This window comes from Kribbella capetownensis (assembly GCF_004331485.1).
GTDB lineage: Bacteria > Actinomycetota > Actinomycetes > Propionibacteriales > Kribbellaceae > Kribbella > Kribbella capetownensis.
This window is the reverse complement of record NZ_SJKD01000003.1, coordinates 227053-249949: the sequence shown is the minus strand read 5'-3', so window position 1 is coordinate 249949 and position 22897 is coordinate 227053. Positions and strand designations below refer to the sequence as shown.

Genomic DNA, 22897 nt, shown 5'->3' with positions numbered 1-22897 from the left:
GCGAGCCTACGAAAAAATACCCGCCCGGGGATCCCGGGCGGGTGTCGAGAGGTGCGCGGCAGCGCTGCCGGTCAGCGCCCCATGGCGGTGGCGACGTTGTAGAGGCCGAAGCAGAAGACCATCACGACGCCGAAGAGCAGAATGAACAGGATCTGCTTCCAGAAGGAGATCAGGAGCACCGCACTGGCCAGCACGACGACGGTCGCGACGAATTCGTTGGGAGGCATGGCGTTTCCTCTTTTCCTTCGATTCACTTCCTCTTGGTGACTTGTCATTTGCCACTCACCGGTTAGAGTGAGTCGGCGGCTCGGCGTAACTGATTACGCTTTCAGTGAACGCCGCGACAATCGGTTGTCAATCCAGAAAAGTTGGCACCACAATCTTTGTCCGGACATGATTTTGGCAGCCTCGCGTCCCAGCGGCTCCGAGGTTTGGCAGTGGCCGGCGGTACGCTGGCAGGTTTGCGCGTATCACTTTCCGCCAGTTGGCAGGATCGGTCTGCCAACTGGCAGTTCCGGCGCCAACACGCCGCCAAAACTCGTCCAGTTGGGAAGTTGCGGTGCCGTGGCAACTGTCGGATAGCATCCGGGTGTGGTGATCAATGCCGCCGGCCCGGCGGTGCGCGCCGCCGCTGTCCCGCGGCCTCCAGTCTCAGTGGTCCCAGCAGTTCCCGCGTCCCCAGTAGCCAGACTTTCGCTCGATGATTGCCGAAGGCATGCTCCTGGTTTCGCCGATCTGCTGGACGATGCCGTGCGCCGGCACGGCGTCCCGAACCGCGCGCTCAGTGTCCGGACCTTGCTGCATCTGCCGCGATTGGCCCGCCCGAACGGCACGGTCGCACGCCAGCAGGTGATCGCCGAACTGAATCGCAATGCAGCCCGGCTACAGCGCGATCAGCAGGCCATCGACAGCCTTATTCCGAAGGACAAGTACCTGCTGCCCGACCTGCGTTTCGTGCGACTCGGGAACAGCGACGCGGACCAGGTTTTCAGTCGTCTGCATTACCTGCGCAGTGCTCGGGCCGGGTCGGTGAACTTCGCCCTGGTTGACCCGGTGAACAAGCTGCCAGTGACGTTGTGCAGTGTTTCCCCGCTGGAATGGATGCGGGTCGGACGGCAACTCCAGGCGCAGTTCGGCGTACCACTCGGAGCGGCCTGGGACGTGTCCAGGGTGTATTCCTTCGACGTCGCTCCGGTGAATGCGATCTCGTTCCTGCTGTCGAAAGTCCGGCAGGTGATCCGGCGCGAGATTCCCAGCGTGCAACTGCTCACCACAGCGGTCGATCCGAATCTCGGATTCATCGGCTCGAGCTACCGGGCTGCCAACTGGCAACAGTGGATGTCGATCGAGGCGCGTCCCTACCTGTACGTCGACGGGATCTACGCCAGCCCGCGCCAGCTCCGGACCCGCTACGGCGGCGCGAACCTCACCGAGCTCCGGCGTACCCACACCGGCACCCGCTTCGAGCAGAGCCGCGCCAAACTCCTCGACTCGGTCATCTACTGCTGCCGCCTGCGCGGCGAGACCGCTCCCGTCGCCGTCGAAGACCAACGCCGCCTACGCCGCTGATCAGGTGCTCGCCCCGCCGTTCATCGAGAACGGGAATCTGGCCAGCAGGGCGTCGACGCGTTGGCGGTCGGGCATGGAGTTGGTGAGGGGGAAGTCGGCGGTGGCGCACGACATCGCGGCGGTGGCCCAGAGGGCGACCGCCGCGGAGAACTTGCCGTCGTTGTCGACGAGCTTGGCGGCCAGTGCGGCGCAGAAGGCGTCGCGCGCGGCTGAGGACTCTTTGTAGATCGACGGGATCGTCGGCACGCTCAGTACGTCGTGGGCCGCGCCGGAGTAGACCGTGCAGCCGCCGTTGACGAGCACGCAGAGCGCCTCCACCCCGAAGGCGAGCAGGTTCCGCGCGACCGGGTCGGGATCGAACGGTGTCTGGCCCTGGGCTGCGAAGTGGCCGAGCTCCCAAGGGTGCGCGACCAGGTAGTCGATCCGCAGGAAGGTGTCGCGCGAGATGCGCTCGTCGACGTAGGGCTGGCCCGGAGTCACGATCACCAGCGGCCGGTTGAGCGGGTCCGAGTGCGCGAGAGCAAGCGATTGCTGCATCGTCTCGCGCGGGACCTCGAAGGTCGTCAGCAGTACGTCGCAGCCGGCCAGGTGGTCGCGGTGGTCGTCGAGGTCCTCGGGTGAGAGGAAGACCTGCTTCTCGTTCCGCCAGTTGACGGCGATGCTGTCGCCGAGCTCCTTCTCGAAGACTCCGGTGAACGGCGTACGGCGGCCGCGGATGCGCTTGACGAGGGACGTGTCGACGCCCTCGTCGTGCAGGTACTGGAGGATCTCCTCGCCGAAGCGGTCGTCGGTCACCGCCGCGATCAAGGAGGTTCGCATGCCGAGGCGCGCCGCAGCGACAGCCTGGGTCAGGCCTTTGCCGCCGGGGGAGAGGTCGAAGCCGTAGGCCTCGCTCGACGTCTCCGGCTCCGGCAGGGTCTTGGTCCGGAACGTCGCGTCCATGACCGCGCCGCCGACCACGATCACGCGCCCGGCCGGAGCGGCGTCCGCGGCCGGGGCCGCGTCGAGCATGGTGACGGTCTTCGAGCCGACCGAGTAGATCGCCCGGCGGATCAGCTGGTTCGCGAGTTCGCGCAGTACGGCAGGCTCCGTCGTACCGCGCAGGGAGCGGTCGCTCGGGGCCTCGCCAGGTTGGTGGCCGAGCGCCTGGTGCAGGCGGTGCCAGTTGTTCAGCAACGCCTCGCGGCGCGGACCTAGCGACGGGTTATAGAGCGACCGGGTGACCCGCTCCTCGATGCCTGCCTCCGCGTACGACGTGGTGTGGACACCGAGGGCGAGGATCGCGTCGGCGACGATCTGTGTGGTGCCCTTGAGGTCGTCGCGGACGCAGTTGATGACCAGCTCGCGTGCCGCCCGGGCGCGGTCGAGCTCATGCACGGACGCGAACCTGCGGGTCGCCGGCAGCTCCAGCAGGGGCGCCGTCGTGCCTGACTCGCCGGCCTTCAGCCGGGCGATGGTCAGGCCGTCGTGGGTGCGGAGCTTCTCGAGCACGCTGGCAAGCAGCAGCACGTCAGCCGTCTGCTTGTCGCTGCGATTCGTCATCCGGCCCCCGGGTCGTGAATATCCTCGAACCAAGTATGCGGACCCGCGGGCCAGGGTGGAAACCGGCTGCGCGCGTCGGGTCACGCCCGGGCGGCGCCGGTCACGAAGAGTGTCCGGATCCGGCGACCACGGGCGCCCGCGATCCACCGCCCACTGTCGTTGCCGTCAGCAAACAATCTGGCGTCGCGGCGGCTGAGGCAGGACCGCTGGACTGGGGGCCGGACCTGGTTGTGACGTAGGCTGCTGCGGTCTGCCGGTTGTCCAGACCGGCGAGACGACCACGGGGAGCAAGATGAAGACTGGGCATGTCGAGCTCGCGAGAGCTCAGCAGGAGCGTTGGCAGCGGGCCTACGTGCATCATCCGCAGCTGCACGGTTCGGAGCCGTCCGCAGCGGCGCAGTGGGCCGCGGAGGTGTTCGGTGCCGCAGGCATCGATGATGTGCTGGAACTCGGCGCCGGGCACGGCCGCGACGCGTTCTTCCTGGCCAGACAGGGATTCAGCGTGCACGCGACGGACTTCAGCGAGTCCGCGCTCGACCAGCTGCGGCTGGAAGCACAGCGTGAGGGCCTCGACGACCGCGTCACCGCCGCGCTGCACGACGTACGCGATCCGCTGCCGCCCGCCGACGCCACCGTCAACGCGGTGTTCGCGAACCTGCTCCTGAACATGGCCTTCTCCCGTGCCGAACTGCGCTCCCTCGTGTCCGAGATCTACCGTGTCCTGTGCCCGGGCGGACTCTTCGTGTACGCCGTGTGGTCGGCCGACGACCCGTGTGCGGGCCACTGGCAAGAACTCGAGGAGGGCCTGGCCGTGCACGACGGGTTCGTCGGCCGGTTCTTCGACCAGCCGCTGATCCAGGAACTGGCCGACCGCTGGCGGCTCGACGACGAGACGCCGTACGACGAAGGACCGCGGCCACTGCGGATGTGGCGGGTCACGCTGGCGAAACCTGAGCCGCAAACCTGAAGTCGGCTCTAACAGTTGGCCGGTTCCGGAAAGGTGACGTTGGCGTCGGCAACGGCGTGCCAGGTTGCGGTGTGGTCACCATACGGAAAAGTTGCATTGACGGAGTAGCGAGCTTCCGACAGGCTCTGTCCGCGTCTCACCTTCGACCATCGGAGATCAGCAATGCAGTGGTTCATCGACGTCATCACGAAACGGTATGCGCAGTTCAGCGGGCGTGCCCGGCGCAAAGAGTTCTGGATGTACGTTCTCTTCTACTTCATCGGGTCGATCATCGTCGGCATCCTCGACCGGATCCTCGGCCTGGACTTCGAGAACGGCGGGGTTCGCAGCGGCGGCTGGCTGTCGTCGATCTACGGCCTGGCGCTGCTGGTGCCGACGATCGCCGTCGCGGTCCGGCGCATGCACGACAAGGATCGCAGCGGCTGGTGGGTGCTGATCTGGCTCATCCCCTGCATCGGGTGGATCTGGTTCATCATCTGGCAGGCCCAGGAGGGCACGATCGGTGACAACCGGTTCGGTCCGGACCCGAAGGCGGCCGAGCGCGGCCAGGGCTTCGGGCAGCCGGGCGGGCCGGCTGAGCCGGGGTATCCGACCGTCTGACCCAGCACGCAGAACGCCCCGCGAACCCGAGGAGGGTTCGCGGGGCGTTGCGCTGTGTCAGCTGGCCTGGCTGACGCTCGACATGTTGAAGTCGGGCACCAGCAGCGGCGGCGTCGCGGTCCGCGAGAAGTAGTCGCCCCACTCGCGCGAGAACGACGGGACCGTCGCCCCCGCGGCGCTGAACCGCGCGAGCAGATCGACCGGGCTCTCGTTGAAGCGGAAGTTGTTCACGGCACCGGTGACCTCGCCGTTCTCGACCAGGTAGACGCCGTCACGGGTCAGACCGGTGAGCAACGACGTCTGCGGGTCGACCATCCGGATGTACCAGAGGCAGGTGAGCAGCAGGCCGTGCTCGACCCCGGCGACCAGGTCGTCGGTCGACCCCGAAGCTCCGTCCACGGACAGCACGTAGTTGTCGATACCGGGTGACGCGGCCGGAGCGCCGATCAGGTCGGCCGTGTGCCGGCTGGTCATCAGGTGCTCGAGCTTGCCGCCGCGGATCCAGTCGGTCGCGGACAGCGTGAGCCCGTTGTCGAACACGCTGGACGCTCCGCCGGACGAACGGGCCACCGCGAACGGGAAGGTCTCGAGCCCAGGCAGCTGCGGGTCCGACAGCAGGTTGACCGGCTGCGACGACAGCGCGTCGCCGATCCGCGTTCCGCCGGACGGTGTGGAGAAGACGCTGCGGCCCTCGAAGGCCTCTCGTCCGTCCAGTTGCCAGAACAGGTACGTCATCAGGTCGGCGACTGCGGCCGGCGGCAGGATCGTCGGGTGTCGGCCTGCGTCGACCGACACGGTCCGCGATGCCCAGCCGAGCCGGCGATTCAGCTCGGTGTCGAGCGCGAACGGGTCGATGTCGGCGAAGTCGCGGGTGGCCGCACCGACCCAGGCGGACTGGCTGAGGTCGCCGGACTTGCCCGTCTCCGAAACGAATCCGCGAGGCAGCGCCTGCCGCAACCGCAGCCCGGCGGACGAGCCGAGGTACAGCGTGGTGACCTCGTGGTCGGCGAAGCCGTAGAGCCAGCGGCTCTCCTTGCCGGCCCGCTTCAGCGTCTCGCCGAGGGCCGGGGCGAACTTCTCGTAGACGCTGACCGACGTCTCCTCCGGCTCCGCGGCCCAGTCCGCGCCGACGCTGCCGTCGACGAGCGGGCGGGCATCCTCGGCCGGGCTGGACCCGCGAGCGGTGGCGACCGCGGCGGACACGAGATCGCCGAGCGAGGTATCCGTGGCCGACGACCGGCCGACGACGCCGGCCGCCGTACCCTCGCCGGCGCCGACGGTCGCGATCACGGTCACGCTGGAGCCGCGCATGGCGCCGTTGGTGGTCAGGGTGTTGTTGGCCCAGCGCAGGTTGGCGCTGGAGGTCTCGGCGACGATGACGACACAGCCGTCGGCGCCCTCGGCCGCGGCCAGGTCGAGCCCGCGCTCGATCGTGTCCTGCGGAGTGAGCTGAATGGCGGTCGTCACCGGCCGGCCTCCTGCGTGGTGTTGAGAATGCGGACGCTGCGGAACAAGGCCGACGGGCAGCCGTGGCTGACGGCACCGGACTGTCCGGGCTGTGCCTTGCCACAGTTGAGCGCACCGCCGAGGACGTACGTCTGCGGGCCGCCGACCGCCTCCATCGAGCCCCAGAAGTCGGTGGTGGTCGCCTGGTAGGCGACGTCGCGGAGCTGACCGTCCAGCTTGCCGTCGGTGATCTTGTAGAACCGCTGACCGGTGAACTGGAAGTTGTACCGCTGCATGTCGATCGACCAGGACTTGTCGCCGACGATGTAGATGCCGTTCTTCACCCGGCTGATCAGCTCCTCGGTCGAGGGACCGTCAGGGGCCGGCCGCAACGACACGTTGGCCATCCGCTGGATGGGGATGTGGCCGGACGAGTCGGCGTACGCACAGCCGTTGGAGCGCGGCGTACCGAGCAGGTCCTCGTTGACCTTGGCCATCCGGCGGTCGACCTGGTAGCCGACCAGGGTGCCGTCCTTGACCAGGTCCCACTGCTGGCCGGCGACACCCTCGTCGTCGTACCCGACCGTGGACAGGCCGTGCTCGGCGGTGCGGTCGCCGGTGACGTGCATAACCGGCGAGCCGTACTTCAGCGTGTTCAGCTTGTCAGTGGTGGCGAAGCTGGTGCCGGCGTAGTTCGCCTCGTAGCCGAGGGCGCGGTCCAGTTCGGTGGCGTGGCCGATCGACTCGTGGATGGTGAGCCACAGGTTGCTCGGGTCGATCACCAGGTCGTAGCTGCCCGCCTCGACGGCCGGCGCGGTCATCTTCTCGGCAAGCCAGCCGGGCATCTCGGCGAGCTCCTCGTCCCAGTTCCAGCCGGTGCCGGTCAGGTACTCCCAGCCACGGCCGGCCGGGGGGACGCAGCTCGACATCGAGTCGAACCGGCCGGTCTCGTTGTCCACCGCGTAGGCGGTGATGTCCGGGCCGATCCGGACCCGTTGCTGGGTGTACGACGTTCCCTCGGTGTTGGCGTAGAACTTGCACTCGTGGACCGAGGCGACGTGAACGCTGACGTGCGCGACGCCGTCGGCCTTCAGCAGCCGGTCGCTGTAGTCGGTCAGCAGCGCGACCTTCTCGGCGCGCGGCACGCTGAACGGGTCGATCTCGTACGACGACACCCAGCTGACGTCGTCGTACACGGGCTCGTCGGCGAGCTCGATCGGCTCGGCGTTGATCGGCCGGGCGACCTGCGCCATGTTGACGGCCTGCTCGGCGACCTGGACCGCCTCGTCGGTGGTCAGCGCGACCCCGGCGGCGAAGCCCCAGGTGCCGTCGTGGATCACGCGGACCGCGAGGCCGAGATCCTCGTCGTCGGAGGCACTCTCCAGCAGGCTGTCGCGTAACGCGATGGACTCGGACCGGATCCGCTCCAGCCGGAACTCGGCGAAGGTGGCGCCGAGGTCTCGGGCGCGCTGCAGCGCGGCCTCGGCGAGCTCGTGACGGGGAAGGGCGAGGAAGGACGCATCGACTTCTGGCACGTTCCCGACCTTATACACGGGAACCGCGGATGGTCCGGTGGTGTAGTCACAATGTCTGGAAGTTGACAGGAGGCGTGATCAGCCAGGGCGACGAGGCGGAGATTCTGGCTCGGGTGCGCGGTGGTGAGTCGGCCGCGTACGGCGAGCTGGTGCTGCGGCATGTCCCGGTGGCCAAACGTACGGCGGTCTTCCTCGGTGCCGGTGCGGACGCGGACGACGTGGTCCAGGAGGCGTTCGTGAAGGCGTACCGGGCTCTGGGTGGGTTCCGGGACGGATCGGCGTTCCGGCCGTGGCTGTTGCGCATCGTCGCGAACGAGACGCGCAACGTCTTCCGGTCCCGCAGCCGCCGGTCCCGCCGTGAGGAGCTGGCCGCGCCGCTGGACGTCGTACTGGATCCGGCCGAGGAGGCGGTGTCACTGGAACGGCGGCAAGAGCTGCTGACCGCTGTCCGTGCGCTGCCCGACAACATGCGCCAAGTGGTGACCTGTCGCTACCTGTTGGAGCTTGACGAGCAAGAGACGGCAGTGGTGCTCGGTTGGCCGCGTGGGACGGTCAAGTCCCGCCTGCACCGTGCACTGGGCCGGCTACGGACCGAACTTCCCGACAAGGAGGTGCAGCGATGAACTTGGACGACGAGCTACGGGTCCTCGGGCGTTCTGCCGTCGTACCTCCGGTCGACGAGGGGCTGACGGCCGCAGTGCTGTCGCGGGTGGCCGGCATACCGGTGCGCAGGCGGCTGCGGGACCGCTGGCGTGCGTTCGTGGCCGGCTTCCTCGTGCTGATCGCGGGTGCGGCGCTGACGCCGCCGGTCCGAGCGACGGTGGCGGAGTGGCTGAACATCGGGGGAGTGCAGGCTCGTCCGGTCGGCACCGGCCCGACCAGTGCGCCGCCAGCGCCTGGTGTCAACGGCCAGCTGTCGTTGGAGGAGGCAGAGCGGATCGCCGGGTTCAAGCCAGCACTGCCGCAAACGCTGGGCTCTCCCAAAGGTGTTGAGGCTTCGAAGGGCTTCGTGGCGATCAGCTGGCGGAGTGGGATCCGGCTGGAGCAGTTCCGGGCCGAGGTGTCGCCGCTGTACCTGAAGAAGTACTACGACAGCCTGGAGTACGTGCAGGACATCAACGGCTACTGGTTCAAGACCCCGCATGAGCTCGTGCTGGAGGACGAGCACGGTGTGGAGCAGCGTGTCCGCGTGGCCGGCCCCACTCTGGTCTGGGTCAGCAACGGCGTGACGTTCCGGCTCGAAGGAGCGCCCGACAAGGCCGGAGCGGTCGAGTTGGCTCGCGGAACCTCCTAGAGACCGGCGGTGTATCAGGGGTGAGTCCTCGTCTTTCCAGGGAGAGCCGCCATGGTCCGCCGTACGCTCGCACTGCTTGCCGCCGTGATCGCTGTCGCCGCTGTCGGAGCCGCACCCGCAGACGCAGGCGGTCCGACCAGCGTGCTGCTCAGCGCCCCACCACGGGTGACAGCGGTCGGGTACGACGATCGCGCCTACGAAGAGCTCCAGCGACTGACGCAGGTCGCCGGGTCGAAGCCGGCCGTCGGGGATGAGCGGCACGACGCCGGTGCGTTCATCCGCGCCGCGTGGATGATCCACGACATGTCCGTCTGGCGGCTCGACATCATCTACCCGAACGTGGAGGGCGGACCGTGGATCGCCACGACCGAGACGCTCGACGGTAAGACGATGCCGGCCCAACCCACCTGGCACACCTCGACCGACCCGGCCGCGCTGCTGAAGCTGCTCGGCTCACTCAAGCTGCTGCCCAGCCAGCAGGAGCAACCAGGGTCGTACGGCGGCCCGACCAGCATGGACTGGAATCTCCAGCCGGCTCCCGTCCCGGCGACCGAGCCCGTTCAGACCACCGCGCCGGTGGCACCCCCACAGGCCCAGACCGCGTCAACAGGTGTCCTCACCGGGTGGCGCTGGATCATCCCCGGCGTCCTGATCGGCGCACTGGTCGCAGTACTCGCCATCCGCCTGCTCCCGAAGCGCCGCAACTGGCAACTGATCGACGCCGAGTAGAGCTAGGGCGTAGTCCCAGTCAGCTCGAAGCCGCTGAACAGTCGCCCGCCGTAGGGCTGCAGGATGCGGTCGACCTCCTCGACCAGACTGTCGTCCTCCGCCCGGACCCCGTCCATCAGCGCCGTCGCGTGGTCGGTGCCCTGCGACTCGTCGTACGCCATCACCTCGCGCAGCAGCCCTTTGCCGGTGCCGGACCAGTGGCGGGCACCGGTGAGGAGGAGTCGGGCCGCGTCCTGCCACAGCGCCGAGCACAGAGCGGTGCGTACGTCGCCGGACGCGTCCGCCAGGTCGTCCAAGAGGCCGGTGATGGTGTAGCGGAGCAGCTCGAGCTCGCTCGTGCTCAATGGAGCCGGGCCGGCTGCTACCTCGGCCTGGCCCGCCTGCTGGAAATGCGCGCCCGAGCCGTCCCTGTCCAGCAGTACGACCGACTCTCCGACCAAGCGCATCATCGTCGGCTGCCGGCGCTTCTGGTCTTTGTCGGAGAAGTACGCCAGCGACTTCTCGGTGTGCACGAACAGCTCGACCGGCCAGCCGCCGTACTCCAGCGACTTCCGGAGCGGCGCAGGCGGTCCGTCGAGCAGCACCGTGATGTCGAGGTCGGAGGTCGAGGAAGCGTCCCCACGTGCCACGCTCCCGCCCAGCCACGCCGCCCGGGCGTCCGGGTACTGCTCGACCACCAACTGTCGCGCCAGGTCCTTCGGGTCCATCAGGACAGTGTCAACCACTGCAGCAGGTCGCGAAACGCATTTGCCGGCTGGATGTGGCCGCCTGTGTAGGGCCTGGGCTCGGCGTGTGGGATCGCTGCGGTGAGGAGGTCGGCATACTTGCGGGCGCGGTCGTCGGCGGAGCCGAACCAGATGCTGGTGGGGACATGGACCTCATCCAGGCTGAAACCCCAGTCGTTCGCGAACGCGAGGTTGTCGTCGACCCAGCCGTCGTGGCTGGTGACGAACGTCGCCGTGAGCCGAGCCATGGCGTCCGGATCGTCCCGCGCCGGCACCAAAGGCGTGGGGAAGTGCGGGTCGGGCGGGAACTCCGGTCCGCCGGCCTCGACCCCGGACATGATGCTCCGGGCCGCCTCCTCGATGGACGGGCGGATGTACTGCTCACCGCGGGCCGCCAGCCACGACGTGCGATTCCGCCGCGGATCCTCCTCGTCGCCGTCCGGTTCAGGGCCATCCACCAATGGCGGTGTGATGCCACCACTCACCGCACAGCGCGTGACGCGGTCAGACAGCAGCGCAGCACACGCCAGCGCATGCGGTCCACCACCTGATCCACCAGAGACTGCGAACCGCTCCCACCCGAGTACGTCGGCCAACGCGGTCACGTCCTCCACGACGTCGGCAACGGTCCGCCCTGGCTTGCGCGTGGATCCGCCGTACTCCGGCCGATCGGGAATCACCAGATGTACGCCGCACTCCTCGGCAGCCCGTCCGACGTCCGGGCGCTTCCACCGCGTGCTCGGCGACCCGCCCTGTGACAGCACCGGCACCCCACCGGTGTCGCCGTACACGCTGTACTTGAGCACCCGTTCGCCGACCATCAGTTCCTTGTCCACGGTGCGGAGAGTAGCCGGTCGGGTGTCGCGCACAGACGCCGAGTAGATCCAGTGGGATTCTCGGGATTCGGGATGGAACTGCGATGGTGGAAGACTTCGGCCTACCGTCTCCCGGCTGGGATTGTTCAACGTTGTCAGGAGTGCCTGTGAGTTCCTCGGTGGCCGCGGCCGTCTCGCCGACCCGGCAAGCCCTGCGCCGCGCCCGCAAGGACCGGAGTGCGCGGCTCGGTGCGGTGCTGGTCGTGCTGCTGGTGCTGGTCGCGGCCGCGGCGCCGCTGCTGGTCAAGCTGTCCGGTCAGGATCCGTACACCTACCACCTCGACCTGCTCGACCCGGCGCGCGGCAACGCGCCGAAAGGTGCGCTCGGTGGGGTGAGCAGCGACCACTGGTTCGGCGTCGAACCACTGACCGGCCGGGACCTGTTCTCGATCGTGGTGCTCGGCCTGCGGACCTCGCTGACGATCGCGATCGTGGTCACCCTCGTCACCTCCGTCGTCGGGACCTTGATCGGCATCAGCGCCGCCTACTTCGGCGGCTGGTACGACGCGGTCGCGTCCCGGGTGTTCGACTTCCTGTTCGGCTTCCCGCAGCTCGTCTTCATGATTGCCCTGGGCATCATCGTGCCCGCGGGCTTCCCGCGCTGGCTGCTGCTGATCCTGGTGCTGAGCGTGTTCGGCTGGGCCAGCCTGGCCCGGCTGATCCGCAACCAGGCCAGGTCTCTCGTCGCGCGCGAGTTCGTCGAGGCGGCGCGCAGCGTCGGCTCGTCCGGCTGGCATGTGATCACCCGTGAACTCCTGCCGAACCTGCTCGGCCCGGTCCTGGTGATCGCGACCCTGGCCATCCCCGGCTACATCGGGGCCGAGGCGGCGCTGTCGTTCCTGGGCGTCGGCGTACCACCGCCGACACCAAGCCTGGGCCGGTCCATCTCCGACTCGATCGCCTGGGTCTACACCGGCGCGGATCCCTGGTTCCTGTTCTTCCCCGGCGTCGCGCTGTTCGTCGCGGTGCTCGGCTTCACGTTGCTCGGCGACGGCGTCCGTGACGCGTTCGACGTCCGGTTGCGGAGGACGACCTGATGCCCGACCTCCTCTGGTTCGTGATCCGCCGCCTGTTCGGGGCCGCGTTGGTGATGCTCGCGCTGAGCTTCGCCGTCTACCTGGTCTTCTACGCGATCCCGGCCGACCCGGCGCATCTCGCCTGTGGCAAGCCCTGTACGCCGGACCGCCTCGAGCAGGCCCGGCACTTCATGCAGCTGGATCAGAGCGCCATCCAGCAGTACCTGAGCTTCCTCAAGGGCATCTTCGCCGGCCGCACCTTCGGCGACGGTGCGGCCGCGGTGCACTGCAACGCACCGTGCTTCGGCTACTCGTTCCCATTGGCCCGCCCGGTGACCACGCTGATCCTCGACCGGCTGCCGATCACGGCGTCGATCGCGATCGGTGCGGCCATCCTCTGGCTGCTGTTCGGGGTGTCGCTCGGCGTGGTCGCAGCGCTCAACCGGGGACGTCTGCTCGACCGGTTGTCCGTCGGGGTCGCGCTGGTCGGAGTGTCGACGCCGTCGTTCCTGCTCGGACTGCTGGCGATCCTGGTGTTCGGGTTCTGGCTCAACATGGTCCCGGTGAACGGCTATGTCCCGCTCACCGAGAGCCCGGTCGACTGGGCCTGGCACCTGATCACGCCGTGGCTCGTGCTCGCGGTCCTGCAGGCGGCGGCGTACATCCGCCTGACCCGTGCGCAGATGCTCGAGGAGCTGAACCTCGACTACATTACCACGGCGCGGGCCAAGGGCGCCGGCGAGACCCGCGTGGTCGTCACCCATGGCCTGCGCGGCGTCCTGGTGCCGATCATCACGCTCTTCGGCCTGGACCTCGGGTTTCTGCTCGGTGGCGCGATCCTGACCGAGAAGGTGTTCAGCATGCAGGGCCTGGGCGACCTCCTGATCAGCGCGGTCGCCCAGCTGGACGTGGCCGTGGTCGTCGGCGTGACGCTGTTCTCGGCCTTCCTGATCATCCTGGCGAATCTGGTGGTGGACATAGTGCACGGTGTGCTCGATCCGAGGGTGAGCCATGGCTGAGCCGGTCCTGGAAGTACACGACCTGCACGTCACGTTCACGACCGAGGGCGGTCTCGTCCCGGCCGTCGACGGCATCGACTTCTCGGTCGCACCCGGCGAAACGCTCGCGATCGTCGGCGAGTCCGGCTCCGGCAAGAGCGTCAGCTCCGCCGCCGTGATGGGTCTGCTGCCGTCCAACGCCGCCACCACTGGAGAGGTGCTGCTGGACGGCCGGGAACTGATCGGCCTCCCGAACGACGAGCTCCGCAAGATCCGCGGCAACGACATCGCGCTGGTGTTCCAGGACGCGCTGTCCGCACTGAACCCGTACTACAGCGTCGGCTGGCAGGTCGCCGAGGCGTACCGGCTGCATCACGATGTGTCGAAGAAGGTGGCCCACCGGCGGGCGGTCGAGATGCTGGACAAGGTCGGCATCCCGGACGCGGCCCGCCGGGTGGACAGTTACCCGCACGAGTTCTCCGGGGGAATGCGGCAGCGGGTCGTGATTGCTATGGCTCTGGTGAACGACCCGAGAGTGCTGATCGCGGACGAGCCGACGACCGCACTCGACGTGACCGTGCAGGCACAGATCATCCGCCTCCTCGACGATGTCCAGGAGGAGTTCGGTACTGCGCTCGTCCTGATCTCGCACGACCTCGGAGTGGTCGCGGAGGTCGCCGACGACGTTCTGGTCATGTACGCCGGTCGCGCGGCCGAGCGGGGCACGGTCCGCGATCTGTTCTACCGGGCGGCGCACCCGTACAGCCTGGGTCTGCTCGGTGCGATGCCGCGGGTCGACGTACCCCCGAAGCCACGATTGACCACGATCCCCGGCACCCCGCCGTCGCCCGGCTCGATCCGGACCGGGTGCCCGTTCCAGCCGCGATGCGCCTATACCCACCTGGTCGGCGAACGCTGCATCACGGAGCGTCCCGAGCTCACGCCCCGGCCCGGCGAGGGCGATCACGAGGCCGCCTGCCACCTGGGGCGTCGTCCGGAGGCCCTCCTGTGACAACACAGAGCGTGAGCGAGGAACTGCTCCGCCTCAAGAACGTCCGGAAGTACTTCGGTCTCCCCGGCGCTCCGTGGCGCCAGGCGCAGGCGGTCAAGGCCGTCGACGGCGTGAACTTCGTCGTCCGCAAGGGTGAGACGGTCGGCCTGGTCGGCGAGTCCGGCTCCGGCAAGTCCACGCTGGCCCGAGTGGCGACTCGGCTCCTGGACCCGACCCAGGGCAGTGTCGAGATCGGCGGCGTGGACGTCACCAATGTCCGCGGCCGGAAACTCCGGCCGGTCCGCCGCAAGATCCAGATGGTGTTCCAGGACCCGCAGGCGTCACTGAACCCGCGGCAGTCGGTCGGCACCATCCTGAGTACGCCGTTCCGCGCCCAAGGTATCCGGCCGACCAGAGCCCAGTTGGTCGAGTTGCTGCAGCAGGTCGGGTTGTCCGAGGAGCATCTCGAGCGCTACCCGCACGAGTTCTCCGGCGGTCAGCGGCAGCGGATCGGGATCGCGCGGGCGCTGTCGGTGAAGCCCGACCTGCTCGTCTGCGACGAGCCCGTCTCCGCCCTCGACGTGTCGGTGCAGGCCCAGGTGCTGAACCTGCTCGCCGACCTTCGCGACGAGCTCGGCCTGTCCTATGTGCTGGTCGCCCACGACCTGGCCGTGGTACGTCAGGTCACGAGCCGGCTGGCGGTCATGTACCTCGGCACGATCGTCGAGGAGGGTCCGGCCGACCAGGTGTACTCGGCGCCGGCCCACCCCTACACGAAGGCCCTGCTGTCCGCCGTTCCGGTGCCCGAGCCGGGTGTCGAGCGGGACCGGATCGTGCTGACCGGCGATGTCCCGACGCCGATCGCGCCTCCGTCGGGCTGCCCGTTCCGGACCCGTTGCTACAAGGTCCAGGACGTGTGCGCCACCGTACGGCCCGTGCTCGAACCCGTCCACGGGAGCACCGAACACCGGGCCGCCTGCTACTTCCCTGAGCCCCCACCTCCTGAGAGGACACGATGAAACACCTAACCCGAGCGGTCGCGGTAGCGGCCGCATTGGCGCTGGCAGCGGCCGCCTGCAACGCCAACGACAAGTCCGCCAGTGGCGGCAGCACCGCGGCCGCGGAGCAGGGTGGCACCTGGCACGTGCTCACCACGAGCAAGGAGGTCAACCTCGACCCGGCCAAGAGCCAGAACCTGGGGATCAGCACGATCCACCTGGTGCTGCGCGGCCTGACCTCGTGGAAGACCGAGGAGGGCAAGGGGGCGCAACTGGTTCCTGACCTGGCCACCGACACCGGTCAGGTCTCCGACGGCGGCAAGACCTGGACCTACAAGCTGAAGCCGGGTCTGAAGTACCCCGACGGGTCGCCGATCGTTGCCGCCGACATCAAGTACGGCATCGAGCGGTCGTTCGCGCCGGAGCTGTCCGGTGGCCTCGGCTACCACAAGTCGCTGCTGGTCGGCGGGGACAAGTACACCGGCCCGTACAAGGGTGGCGACCTGGCCTCGGTCCAGACGCCGGACGACACCACCCTCGTCTTCAAGCTGAACAAGCCGTTCGGCGACTGGCCCTGGATCGTCAGCATGCCGGCGTTCGCGCCGGTGCCGAAGAAGGCCGACACCGACCCGGCGCACTACGGTGAGAAGCCGGTCGCCAGCGGGCCGTACCAGGTGAAGTCACTCGCCCCGGGCTCGAAGCTCGAGCTGGAGCGCAACCCGGGCTGGGACAAGTCGACCGACCAGGCCCGCACCGGCCTGCCGGACTCCATCGTGTTCGAGATGGGCCTGCAGCCTGACGTGGTGAACCAGCGCCTGATCGCCGACGCCGGCGACGACAAGTTCGCGGCCACCACCGGCACCTCGGTCCCGGCCGCGCTGATTCCGACGGTGACCGGCAATCCGGCCGTCAAGGCCCGCGTCGCCACGTCGTCGTCGGGCGCCCTGCAGTACCTGGCGATGAACACCAAGCGCCCCGCGCTCTCGAACCCCGAGGTCCGCAAGGCGATCCAGTTCGCCGTCGACAAGCAGGCCGTCCAGGTCGCCGAGGGCGGTCCGGAGTTCGGCGGCGAGCTCGCCACCACCTTGATCACGCCGGGCATCGACGGCTTCAACAAGTTCGACCTGTTCCCGGCGCCGCCGCAGGGCGACCCCGAGAAGGCCAAGCAGATGCTCGCGGCCGCGGGCGTCAGCAACCTCACCTTGACGATCGTCGCCGACAATTCGACCGCGACCGGCCTCCCGGTGGCGCAGGCGATCCAGCAGGGCCTGAAGCGGGCGGGGATCACGGTCAAGCTCCTGCCGGGCCTCGACAGCGAGTCGCTGACCGACCTGATCACCGGGAACAAGCCGGACTTCGACCTGACCGTGTCCAACTGGCTGCCGGACTTCCCGAGCGCGCTCGGCAACATCCAGCCGCTGTTCGCGTCGTCGGAGATCGGCAACGGCGGGTACAACATCTCCCGCTACTCCAACCCCGCGGTGGACTCCGCGATCGCGGCGGCGACGGCCGAGTCGGACCTGGGCAAGGCCGCCGGGATGTGGAGCGCGGTGGACAAGCAGATCATGCAGGACTCGCCGGTCGTGCCGCTGATCTACGCGCGCAACGCGTTCCTGCACGGGTCGAAGGTGCAGAACTTCTATCTGTCCGCCTACCCGCCGTACCCGAACCAGCTGATCGTAGGTCTGAGCAAGTAAGGCCTCAGGTCCGTCCTTCGGACTCCTGAGCGTCGAAGAGGGTCGGCTGGGTCTCGGCATCGAGCCCCCAGTCGGCCCTCATCACCGTGTACCCGGCCTTCTCCGCGGCCGCGCACACCTTGGCGTCGTCGTCGACCAGGACGGCGACCGGGCGGTCCTCGGCCAGGCGTTCGAGCCGGCCGAGCTTCATCAGCACCGACGGCCGGCGGTCGGTGTTGCCGCGCATGTAGACCTTGCCGTCCGGGAAGCCGTTGTCCTTCAGCCACTTCAGCGTGTCCCGCCGCAGCCGCTCGGGCCGGCCGGTCAGGTAGACGATCTCGTGGTCGGCGGCCAGCGTCGTGGCGACCGCGAGCCCCTCGTCCAGGACCGCGTCCTCCTTCGCATGCGCGAAGAACGAGTCCCAGTCCTTCGGCCGCTTCGCCAGGAAGTGGATCCGCTCGCTGGTGTCGGACAGCGTCGCGTCGATGTCGAGTACGGCGTACGGCCGTTGGTCGTCAGGCACATCGTCCAGCTTCCCAGGTCGGCCGGTCGACGGCGTACTGGACCTCGCCGAACTCGGTCCCGGGCAGGGGATCGTCGAACACCTCGTGGTAGACGCGGACGAACCGCAGACCGGACCGTCGCATGACCGCCCGGGACCGGTGGTTGACGGCCATCGTGTCGGCGACGACGCGGTCCATCCCGAGCTCACCGAATGCCTTGTCGATGAGCGCCTTCGTCCCCTCGGTCGCGTACCCCTTGCCCCACGCCGTCCGATTCAGCCGGTAGCCCACCCCCACCATGGCCGGCTCTTTCGTCGGCTGCATCCCGAACCATCCGATGAACACACCGTCGCTCTTCTGGTACGCCGCGAACGTCCCGAGCTCCCGATGTTCCGCGTAGACGGCCAGGATCTCCGGCAGTACGACGTTCGCGATCTCGTCGCGCGGCGTCGCCTTCCCGGTCAGGAACCGCATCACCTCGAGATCGGAGTCCAGCCCGGTCAGCAGATCCACGTCGTCCACCGTGAACCGCCGCATCATCAGCCGCTCGGTCTCCAGGTACACATCCACCCCCGGATCCTAGGACCCCGCAGGTGACATTCTGGGACGCATGGCGGACATCTGGTTGATCACCGGCGCGAACGCCGGATTCGGGCGAGCACTGACCGAGGAGGCACTCGCGGCGGGTCACACCGTCGTCGCCGCGGTACGACGACCGGATGCGATGGACCTGACCCACGAACGGCTGTCCGTGGTGAAGCTCGACATCACCGACATGGCCGCCATCCCCGGCGTCGTGGACGACGTACTGCAGCAGCATGGGCGGATCGACGTACTGGTCAACAATGCCGGCCGGGGGATGGTCGGGGCTGCTGAGCAGACGACCGACGCGGAGTTGCGCGGCCTGATGGAGCTGCACTTCTTCGGGCCGGTCGCGTTGACTCGTGCGGTGCTGCCGTCGATGCGGGAGCGGGGGAGCGGCACGATCGTTCAGTTGAGCAGTCAGGGTGGCCGGTTCGCGTTCCCGGGGGTGAGTGCGTACTGCGGTACGAAGTTCGCGTTGGAGGGCTGGTCGGAGGCGCTGGCCGCTGAGGTGAGGCCGTTCGGTCTGCGGGTGATGCTTGTCGAGCCTGGAGCCTTTCGTACGTCGTTCAACGAGCCGACCGCACTGCATGTGTCGGAGTTCAGTGACATCTACTCGGAGTCGGTCGGAGCGGTGCGTACGGCTCTCGAGGAGGGCAACGGCAAGCAGCCGGGTGATCCGGTGCGGGCGGCGCAGGCGATCCTGACGGCCGTCGCCACTGCGGAGCCGCCGCTGCGGTTGCCGCTGGGCTCGGACGCGGTCGATGCGCTCGCTGCGGTCTACAGCAACTCCCAGACCGAGCTGACCACGTGGGAAACCCTCTCCCGGAGCGCTGACTTCCCAGCCTGACCGCTGTCCGGAGTGTGGGCGGTGTGGGGGTTGGGGTGTGTTGGGTTGCGCGGTTGTCGGCGGGGCAGGTTAGCGTTCTCACCGCAATGGACGACTCGATCACGTTTCTGCACAGCTCGGACTGGCAGCTGGGGATGATGCGCCGGTTCCTGGGGCCGGACGGTCAAGCCCGGTGGGGGCAGGCCCGGCTGGATGCTGTCGCGCGGATCGGCGAGGTCGCGGCGGCCACCGGTGCGGCTTTCGTGGTCGTCACCGGCGACGTGTTCGAGCACAACCAGGTCGAGCGGCAGACCATCTTGCGTGCTTGTGAAGCGCTCAAGCGGATCCCGGTCCCGGTCGTCCTCCTGCCCGGCAACCACGACGCGCTCGAGCCCGGCTCGCTGTGGACCTCGGCCCAGTGGCAGGCCCACCAGCCTGAGCAGGTGACCGTCCTGACCGGCACCGAGCCGCTGGAGATCGCGCCAGGCGTCGAGATCGTCGGCGCGCCGTGGCGATCGCGCCGGCCGTTGTCGGATCCGGCCGCGCCCGGGTACGCCGACCTGACCCCGGCCGAGCCCGGTACGACGAGGATCCTGCTGGCGCACGGCCAACTGACCAGTCTCTCTGGCGGCATGTCCGACGTACCGACGATCGATCAGGCCGCACTCGAGGCGGCGGTCGCGGACGGACGACTGCAGTACGTCGGTCTCGGCGACCGGCACTCGACGACGCGCGTGACCGATCGCATCTGGTTCTCGGGGACGCAGGAGGTCACGTCGCCCGAGGAGGACGCACCGGGCAACGTGCTCAAGGTGACGGTCGGTGCCGGCGAGATCGAGGTCGAGCCGGTGCGTGTCGGCGCCTGGCACATGGTCGACCACCGCGTCGAACTGTTCGACGAGGAGTCGCTCACGGCTCTCGAGGACTGGTTCGCGGAGCTGCCGGAGAAGGAGCGGACGTACGTCCGGCTCGCCGGCGACGGTTCGCTGGCGCTGCCGCTGCTCAGTCGGCTGGACGCGATGATCGACGCGCAGGGCGAGGTGTTCGCGAGCGTCGAGCGCTGGGCCAAGTTCTGGACCGTGCGGCCGGCGCCGGACGCGGCGGATCTGGACGCGTTGCAGCTGAGCGGTCCGGCGCGGGCCGCGATGGAAGAGCTGCGCCAGGCGCTGGCCGGTGGCGACGAGGGCGCGGGTGCGGCGCTGTCGCTGATGCACAGATTGGCGCGGGACGCGGGATGAGGCTGCTCAGCTTGGCGCTGCGGGACTTCCGTGGCGTCCGGGACCGCATTGTCCGGTTCCCCGCGCTCGGCACCACCGTGGTGGTCGGTGACAACGAGGTCGGCAAGTCCAGCCTGGTCGAGGCGTTCGGGCTGGTCTTCGACCTGCCGGACGACTCCAAGTCGACCCGGATCCGCGACATCCAGCCGGTCGGCCAGGACGTCGGCCCGGAGGTGACGGTCGAGCTGACCCTCGGCAACCGCGAGCTGAGCTACACCAAACGCTGGCTGAAGAACCGCTCCACCGAGCTGGCCGTGGTCGAGGCCGACGGCCGCCGCCGTTCGTGGACCGGCCGGGAGGCGCACAACGAGGCCGAGCGGCTGTTCCGCCAGCACGTCGACCCGGTGCTGTGGCAGACGCTGATGGTCAGCCAGGGGCAGTCGTTGGTGCTGCCAACGCCGGCCGACGCGGAGCCGTTGATCACCGCGGTGACCGCAGAGTCGGGGACACCGGTCGACGGTGCGTCGATGCCGCTGGTGACTGCGGTCGAGCACGAGTACCTGCGCTACTGGACCCGTGGCGGACGGGCGACCGGCGACTTCGCCCGGTCCGAGAAGGCCGTCGCCACGGCCGAGCTGACTGCGGCCCAAGCGCTGAAGGCGATGGAGGAGGTCCAGCAGGACATCCGCCGCGCCGAGCGGCTGACCCTCGATCTGCAGGACGTGACGGGCCGGCTCACCGACCACCTCACCTCGGTCGAGGAGCTGCGCGAACGCAAGAAGGCGACCGACGAGATCCTGCTCCGCCGCGACTCGGTCCGGCACCGCGCCGAGACCGCGCGGGCCCGGCTGGAGAACCACACCCGGACCCGGGTCGAACGCGAGCGGCTGCTGGACGAGGCCGAGCGGTTCGCCAAGATCGATGCCGAGCTGGCCGAACGTCGTAGCGATGCCGAGACGGTCGCCAGGACCGCAGTCGAGAGCGTGCATGCGGCCGAGGCCGCGCTGGCCGAGGTGGTCGAGCTCAAGGACGCCCGGCGTACCGACGTCCAGGAGGCGGAGCGGCAGGTCTCGGAGCTGATGGACCGCGCCGAGCTGGACCGGCTGCTCGGCCAGCAGGCGGAGTTGGTCGACGTACGCGCCCGGATCGCCGCGGCCGGGACGGTCCTGGACCGGATCAAGGTCGACGACGCGCTCGTCGTCGCGTTGGAGTCCGCGCGTGCTGAGGTGGTCGAGGCTCGTGCCGCGCTGGCGGCCGGCGTCCCCGAGGTGTCGGTACGGCGTCTCGGCGCGGAGCCGGTCGAGTTGTCGGGGACCGGGTTGGACGGCGGCGCTCGTGAGGTGCCGTCGGAGTTGGGGTTCGACGAGTCGGCCGAGGTCCTGGTCTCCGGTGAGCTGGTCGTCGGCGTACCGGGGCAGGTCGAGGTGACCGTTCGCGCCGGAGGCGAGGCGGCGACGCTGCGGTCGCGCGTGGACGAGGCGGTCCGGCGGGAGAAGGACCTGCTGAAGAAGGCGGGCGTCAAGGACGTCGCCGCTGCTCGGGAGTTGCTACGGAAGGCCGACACGGCGACCGCCGAGCTGCACGAAGCCCGCCGGACCGAGCGGACGCTGACGACCGGTGGAGATCCCGGGGAGCGGATCGCGGTGCTGACCGCGCGGCTCGGCGTCGGTGCGGACGACGACGTGGAGGCCGAAGAGGGGGGCGGCAAGCAGCCCGCGGTGGAGGGCGTGCCCGGGCAGATGTCGCTGTTCGAGGAGTTCGCGTCACCCCACGACACGCTCGACTTCGAGGATTTCGAGGTGCCGGTCAGCGCGCCGGATGATTTGGCCGGTGCACAGCGTGCGCTGGAAGAGGCGCGGGACGCGTTGGCCGAGGTCGAGCGGTTGCTCGGCGACGCGGAGTTCGCGGCGGCGCAGGCGCGGAAGGCGGCTGACGAGGACCGGTCGGAGGCGCAGCAGGCTCGGGCTCGCTCGGAGCTCGCGGGGGAGCGGCTCGCGGCTGCGGTCGAGGCGTTGGAGGCCGCGCGGGATCTTCTCGACGATGACGCTGTTTCCGCGGCCGAGGCCGAGGCGACTGGTGAGGTCGAGGCGGTGCTCGAGGAGCTGGCCGCCGTACAGGAGCAGGCAGATGCGGCCGGGGCCGATCAGATCGCGGGCGAGTTGACGGACGCGCTTGCGGTCGCGGCGCGGCTGCAGGGCGAGCGGGACACGTTGCGCGACGCGTTGCGGACGACCGAGGGCAGGCTGGAGCAGTCGGGCCGGGATGGGTTGGCGACCCGGCGCGATCTGGCCGAGCTCGAGCTGGCCGGCGTACGGGCCGAGCACGACAGTCTGCAGCGCCGGGCCGAGGCGGCTCGCCGGGTCCATGAGACGCTGAGCCGGCACCGGGCCGAGGCACAGACGAAGTACTCCGAACCACTGCAGAGCCGCATCGAGTCACTCGGACGGAGTGTCTACGGGCCGTCGTTCCGGGTCTGGCTGGACGACGACCTGGCCGTCGCGGAGCGCGAGCTGGACGGCGCGCGGCTGCCGGTCGAGGCGTTGTCGACGGGCGCGCAGGAACAGCTCGCGATCATCACCCGGCTCGCGATCAGCCACCTGGTCAGCACCGGCGAGAGCAGCGTCCCGGTCATCTTCGACGACGCCCTCGGCTGGTCCGACAAGGCCCGCCTCCGCGACATGGGCGCCCTCCTGGGCCGAGCCGGCGACCACGGCCAGATCATCATCCTCACCTGCATGCCCGACCGCTACGAGTACGTCCCGAAGGCAACCTTCATCAAGCTCGACGCCTGATTGTGCGTGGCGG

The 22897-nt window shown here is 68.9% G+C and carries 22 protein-coding genes; 14 read left to right on the top strand and 8 right to left on the bottom strand.

Translation table 11 applies throughout. The annotated features are described in order from the left end of the window. Positions 1 to 71 precede the first annotated feature (71 nt). On the bottom strand, positions 72 to 227 hold the full coding sequence (locus E0H75_RS43090; RefSeq protein WP_165553780.1) for a hypothetical protein: 156 nt from the start codon (positions 225 to 227) through the stop codon (positions 72 to 74). A gap of 523 nt (positions 228 to 750) precedes the next feature. Between E0H75_RS43090 and E0H75_RS15935 the strand changes: the two genes are divergently transcribed. Beyond that, complete coding sequence (locus E0H75_RS15935) at positions 751 to 1569, top strand: Mom family adenine methylcarbamoylation protein (protein ID WP_131514333.1); 819 nt, start codon at positions 751 to 753, stop codon at positions 1567 to 1569. Here the strand turns inward: E0H75_RS15935 and E0H75_RS15930 are convergent, their stop codons facing one another. Next, on the bottom strand, positions 1570 to 3111 hold the full coding sequence (locus E0H75_RS15930; RefSeq protein ID WP_131514332.1) for a PfkB family carbohydrate kinase: 1542 nt from the start codon (positions 3109 to 3111) through the stop codon (positions 1570 to 1572). Positions 3112 to 3403: 292 nt separating this feature from the next. Between E0H75_RS15930 and E0H75_RS15925 the strand changes: the two genes are divergently transcribed. Next, the gene (locus E0H75_RS15925; RefSeq protein WP_131514331.1) at positions 3404 to 4078 is read left to right on the top strand and encodes a class I SAM-dependent methyltransferase; all 675 of its coding nucleotides are present in this window, start codon (positions 3404 to 3406) and stop codon (positions 4076 to 4078) included. Positions 4079 to 4240: 162 nt separating this feature from the next. Then, positions 4241 to 4678, top strand: coding sequence for a DUF805 domain-containing protein (locus tag E0H75_RS15920; protein ID WP_131514330.1), 438 nt, complete (start codon positions 4241 to 4243; stop codon positions 4676 to 4678). A gap of 57 nt (positions 4679 to 4735) precedes the next feature. On the opposite strand, the gene E0H75_RS15915 is transcribed toward E0H75_RS15920, so the two are convergent. Together E0H75_RS15915 and E0H75_RS15910 are read right to left on the bottom strand one after the other, a co-directional pair. Beyond that, the gene (locus tag E0H75_RS15915) at positions 4736 to 6145 is read right to left on the bottom strand and encodes a TldD/PmbA family protein (RefSeq protein ID WP_131514329.1); all 1410 of its coding nucleotides are present in this window, start codon (positions 6143 to 6145) and stop codon (positions 4736 to 4738) included. Then, positions 6142 to 7659 carry a TldD/PmbA family protein gene (locus tag E0H75_RS15910; protein WP_131514328.1) on the bottom strand — a complete coding sequence of 506 codons (1518 nt, stop codon included), beginning with the start codon at positions 7657 to 7659 and terminating at the stop codon, positions 6142 to 6144. The genes E0H75_RS15915 and E0H75_RS15910 overlap by 4 nt, the downstream gene beginning before the upstream one ends. A 62-nt stretch (positions 7660 to 7721) precedes the next feature. Here E0H75_RS15910 and E0H75_RS15905 point away from each other — a divergent pair, with 62 nt between their 5' ends. The 3 genes from E0H75_RS15905 to E0H75_RS15895 are packed head-to-tail and all read left to right on the top strand — an operon-like array spanning position 7722 to position 9682. Next, entirely contained in the window at positions 7722 to 8282 is a 561-nt protein-coding gene (locus tag E0H75_RS15905) for an RNA polymerase sigma factor (RefSeq protein WP_238163045.1), read from the top strand. Beyond that, the gene (locus tag E0H75_RS15900) at positions 8279 to 8953 is read left to right on the top strand and encodes a hypothetical protein (protein ID WP_131514326.1); all 675 of its coding nucleotides are present in this window, start codon (positions 8279 to 8281) and stop codon (positions 8951 to 8953) included. The genes E0H75_RS15905 and E0H75_RS15900 overlap by 4 nt, the downstream gene beginning before the upstream one ends. A 51-nt stretch (positions 8954 to 9004) precedes the next feature. Beyond that, on the top strand, positions 9005 to 9682 hold the full coding sequence (locus E0H75_RS15895) for a hypothetical protein (RefSeq protein WP_131514325.1): 678 nt from the start codon (positions 9005 to 9007) through the stop codon (positions 9680 to 9682). Positions 9683 to 9684: 2 nt separating this feature from the next. Here E0H75_RS15895 and E0H75_RS15890 read toward each other — a convergent pair whose 3' ends face one another. Together E0H75_RS15890 and E0H75_RS15885 are read right to left on the bottom strand one after the other, a co-directional pair. Beyond that, positions 9685 to 10389 (bottom strand): nucleotidyltransferase domain-containing protein, encoded by a 705-nt coding sequence (locus E0H75_RS15890; protein ID WP_131514324.1) that lies wholly within the window; start codon positions 10387 to 10389, stop codon positions 9685 to 9687. Continuing rightward, positions 10389 to 11243: an alpha/beta fold hydrolase gene (locus tag E0H75_RS15885; protein WP_238163044.1), complete on the bottom strand. Its 855-nt coding sequence runs from the start codon at positions 11241 to 11243 to the stop codon at positions 10389 to 10391. Before E0H75_RS15885 ends, E0H75_RS15890 begins: the two co-directional genes overlap by 1 nt. Positions 11244 to 11389: 146 nt before the next feature. On the opposite strand from E0H75_RS15885, the gene E0H75_RS15880 reads away from it, so the two are divergent. From E0H75_RS15880 to E0H75_RS15860, 5 genes are read left to right on the top strand one after another with little or no spacing between them, the layout of a single operon-like run. Further along, complete coding sequence (locus E0H75_RS15880) at positions 11390 to 12319, top strand: ABC transporter permease (protein WP_202873009.1); 930 nt, start codon at positions 11390 to 11392, stop codon at positions 12317 to 12319. Then, entirely contained in the window at positions 12319 to 13317 is a 999-nt protein-coding gene (locus tag E0H75_RS15875; protein ID WP_131514322.1) for an ABC transporter permease, read from the top strand. Before E0H75_RS15880 ends, E0H75_RS15875 begins: the two co-directional genes overlap by 1 nt. Next, a complete protein-coding gene (locus E0H75_RS15870; protein WP_131514321.1) occupies positions 13310 to 14308 on the top strand; it encodes an ABC transporter ATP-binding protein in 999 nt (332 codons plus the stop codon). Before E0H75_RS15875 ends, E0H75_RS15870 begins: the two co-directional genes overlap by 8 nt. An 11-nt stretch (positions 14309 to 14319) precedes the next feature. Beyond that, positions 14320 to 15306: an ABC transporter ATP-binding protein gene (locus E0H75_RS15865; protein WP_165553754.1), complete on the top strand. Its 987-nt coding sequence runs from the start codon at positions 14320 to 14322 to the stop codon at positions 15304 to 15306. Beyond that, a complete protein-coding gene (locus E0H75_RS15860) occupies positions 15303 to 16982 on the top strand; it encodes an ABC transporter substrate-binding protein (protein WP_131514319.1) in 1680 nt (559 codons plus the stop codon). Before E0H75_RS15865 ends, E0H75_RS15860 begins: the two co-directional genes overlap by 4 nt. Before the next feature lie 4 nt (positions 16983 to 16986). Here E0H75_RS15860 and E0H75_RS15855 read toward each other — a convergent pair whose 3' ends face one another. Both E0H75_RS15855 and E0H75_RS15850 read right to left on the bottom strand, forming a co-directional pair. Further along, positions 16987 to 17484, bottom strand: coding sequence for a phosphatase domain-containing protein (locus E0H75_RS15855; RefSeq protein WP_131514318.1), 498 nt, complete (start codon positions 17482 to 17484; stop codon positions 16987 to 16989). Continuing rightward, positions 17477 to 18034: a GNAT family N-acetyltransferase gene (locus tag E0H75_RS15850; protein WP_238163043.1), complete on the bottom strand. Its 558-nt coding sequence runs from the start codon at positions 18032 to 18034 to the stop codon at positions 17477 to 17479. Before E0H75_RS15850 ends, E0H75_RS15855 begins: the two co-directional genes overlap by 8 nt. Positions 18035 to 18074: 40 nt before the next feature. Between E0H75_RS15850 and E0H75_RS15845 the strand changes: the two genes are divergently transcribed. From E0H75_RS15845 to E0H75_RS44635, 3 genes are all read left to right on the top strand, one after another. Next, complete coding sequence (locus E0H75_RS15845; RefSeq protein WP_131514317.1) at positions 18075 to 18896, top strand: oxidoreductase; 822 nt, start codon at positions 18075 to 18077, stop codon at positions 18894 to 18896. Positions 18897 to 18982: 86 nt separating this feature from the next. Further along, a complete protein-coding gene (locus E0H75_RS15840; RefSeq protein WP_131514316.1) occupies positions 18983 to 20113 on the top strand; it encodes a metallophosphoesterase family protein in 1131 nt (376 codons plus the stop codon). Further along, a complete protein-coding gene (locus E0H75_RS44635) occupies positions 20110 to 22884 on the top strand; it encodes an AAA family ATPase (RefSeq protein ID WP_131514315.1) in 2775 nt (924 codons plus the stop codon). Before E0H75_RS15840 ends, E0H75_RS44635 begins: the two co-directional genes overlap by 4 nt. Positions 22885 to 22897 lie beyond the last annotated feature (13 nt).

Coding starts and splice junctions, on each gene's coding strand:
- E0H75_RS15840 (WP_131514316.1), top strand. CDS start 18,983: ATGGACGACTCGATCACGTTTCTGCACAGCTCGGACTGGCAGCTGGGG.
- E0H75_RS15920 (WP_131514330.1), top strand. CDS start 4,241: ATGCAGTGGTTCATCGACGTCATCACGAAACGGTATGCGCAGTTCAGC.
- E0H75_RS44635 (WP_131514315.1), top strand. CDS start 20,110: ATGAGGCTGCTCAGCTTGGCGCTGCGGGACTTCCGTGGCGTCCGGGAC.
- E0H75_RS15860 (WP_131514319.1), top strand. CDS start 15,303: ATGAAACACCTAACCCGAGCGGTCGCGGTAGCGGCCGCATTGGCGCTG.
- E0H75_RS15845 (WP_131514317.1), top strand. CDS start 18,075: ATGGCGGACATCTGGTTGATCACCGGCGCGAACGCCGGATTCGGGCGA.
- E0H75_RS15890 (WP_131514324.1), bottom strand. CDS start 10,389: ATGGACCCGAAGGACCTGGCGCGACAGTTGGTGGTCGAGCAGTACCCG.
- E0H75_RS15895 (WP_131514325.1), top strand. CDS start 9,005: ATGGTCCGCCGTACGCTCGCACTGCTTGCCGCCGTGATCGCTGTCGCC.
- E0H75_RS15870 (WP_131514321.1), top strand. CDS start 13,310: ATGGCTGAGCCGGTCCTGGAAGTACACGACCTGCACGTCACGTTCACG.
- E0H75_RS15900 (WP_131514326.1), top strand. CDS start 8,279: ATGAACTTGGACGACGAGCTACGGGTCCTCGGGCGTTCTGCCGTCGTA.
- E0H75_RS15875 (WP_131514322.1), top strand. CDS start 12,319: ATGCCCGACCTCCTCTGGTTCGTGATCCGCCGCCTGTTCGGGGCCGCG.
- E0H75_RS15930 (WP_131514332.1), bottom strand. CDS start 3,111: ATGACGAATCGCAGCGACAAGCAGACGGCTGACGTGCTGCTGCTTGCC.
- E0H75_RS15925 (WP_131514331.1), top strand. CDS start 3,404: ATGAAGACTGGGCATGTCGAGCTCGCGAGAGCTCAGCAGGAGCGTTGG.
- E0H75_RS43090 (WP_165553780.1), bottom strand. CDS start 227: ATGCCTCCCAACGAATTCGTCGCGACCGTCGTCGTGCTGGCCAGTGCG.